Origin of the sequence: Streptomyces sp. NPDC059456 (assembly GCF_042750055.1) — a bacterium.
Lineage (GTDB): Bacteria > Actinomycetota > Actinomycetes > Streptomycetales > Streptomycetaceae > Streptomyces.
Map to the genome: position 1 here is coordinate 1 of NZ_JBHYVA010001081.1, position 1,573 is coordinate 1,573.

Annotated in this window: 1 protein-coding gene; it reads left to right on the top strand. The window is 79.2% G+C overall.

Going from position 1 to position 1,573, the window contains the following annotated elements; all coding sequences use genetic code 11:
• The first annotated feature begins 159 nt into the window (after positions 1-159).
• Positions 160-1,314 (top strand): NAD(P)-binding domain-containing protein, encoded by a 1,155-nt coding sequence (locus ACFXA3_RS42325; protein WP_385196829.1) that lies wholly within the window; start codon positions 160-162, stop codon positions 1,312-1,314.
• The last annotated feature ends 259 nt before the right edge of the window (positions 1,315-1,573 follow it).

Consider the following 1,573-nt stretch of genomic DNA (forward strand, 5'->3'; position numbering starts at 1 on the left):
CCCGGCGCCCGAGTGGGGGGCGGGCCGGGGGGGGGGGGGTTTCTCGGTGGGGGGGGGGGGGGGCGCGCGCGGGCGGGGCGGGCGCCCCCCGCCCCGGCGCCCGCGGCCGGGCTCGGGGTGAGGGTCCTCGGGCGGCCCATGGCCTCGTGGCGGGACCACATGCCCGACGGCATGTACCTGAAGTCGGAGCCCTGGTCCTCGAACCTGTCCGCGCCCGGCGGCCGGCACACCCTCGCCGCGTACTGCGCCACCCGGGGGCTGGCGGCCGAGCACGGCAGCCCGCTCCCGATCGGCACGTTCAGCTCGTACGGCATGTGGTTCGCGCGGCAGGCCGTGCCCGAGGTGGAGGAGGTGACGGTCACCGAGGTCACCCCGCAGGGCGACGGCTTCCTGGTCCGCACCGCCGAGGGGCCGCCGCTGCTCGCCCGGACGGTCGCGCTCGCCGTCGGGGTGATGCCGTTCGTCCACCTGCCCGGGGCGCTGCGGGACCTGCCGCCCGGCCACTGCTCGCACAGCAGCGGCCACCGCGACCTGGCCCGGTTCGCCGGCCGGGAGGTCGCCGTGATCGGGGCCGGGCAGGCGGCCCTGGAGACCGCCGCCCTGCTGGCCGAGAACGGGGCACGGCCCTGTCTCGTCGCCCGCCGGTCCCGGCTGAACTGGAACACCGTGCCGCAGCCGCTGGAGCGCCCGGCCCTGCGCGCCCTGCGCGATCCGCACAGCGGCCTCGGCACCGGCTGGCGCAGCTGGGCGTGGTCGGAGCTGCCCTGGGCGGTGCGCCGGCTGCCCGCGCCGACCAGGGAGCGGATCGCGGCGACCGCGCTCGGGCCGGCCGGGGCCTGGTGGCTGCGGGAACGCTTCGAGCGGAGCGTCCCGGTGCTGCTGGGGCACCGGCTGCACCGGGCGGCGCCGGTGGGCGAGCGGACCCGGCTCGGGCTGACCACCGCGGCCGGGGAGTCCGTCGTACTGGACGTCGCGCACGTCGTCGCGGCCACCGGGTTCATCCCGCACCTGGACCGGCTGGGGCTGCTGGACGCCCGGCTGAGGGCCGCGCTCGACACCGTCGGGGGCGGCGGCACGCCCGAGCTGAGCGCCGTTTTCGAGTCCTCCTGGCCCGGACTGTTCTTCGCCGGGCTGCTGACGGCTCCCTCATTCGGCCCTTCCATGCGATTCGTGCACGGTGCGGGGTTCACGGCGGGGAGACTGGTGAGAGGAGTACGAAAGCGCCTCGGCGCCCGGCACGGGCCGGCGGGCTCCACCGGGACCGTGCCGCCCGACCGGGCCGGCGCCGGGCATCCGAAGACGTCTCTGCGGTGAGGTCGAGAGGGGTCCGCGATGAGTGCGGAGCAGCGAGCACAGGGCGGCCGTGGCTGGGTGCGCATTCCCGCGAGCCGGACCGAGCAGCCCGCCCCCGGGGCCCCGGGCCCCCGGGGCGGGGCACCCCCCCCGCCCCCGCGCGCCGGCCCCCGGGCGCGCCACCCGGGGGGTGGCGGCGTGTGCGCTGGGGCCTCGGGGCGGGATTGTGCGGCCGCGGGGGGGCCCCACGGCCGCGGCGGGACCACGCCGGACCCGCAGC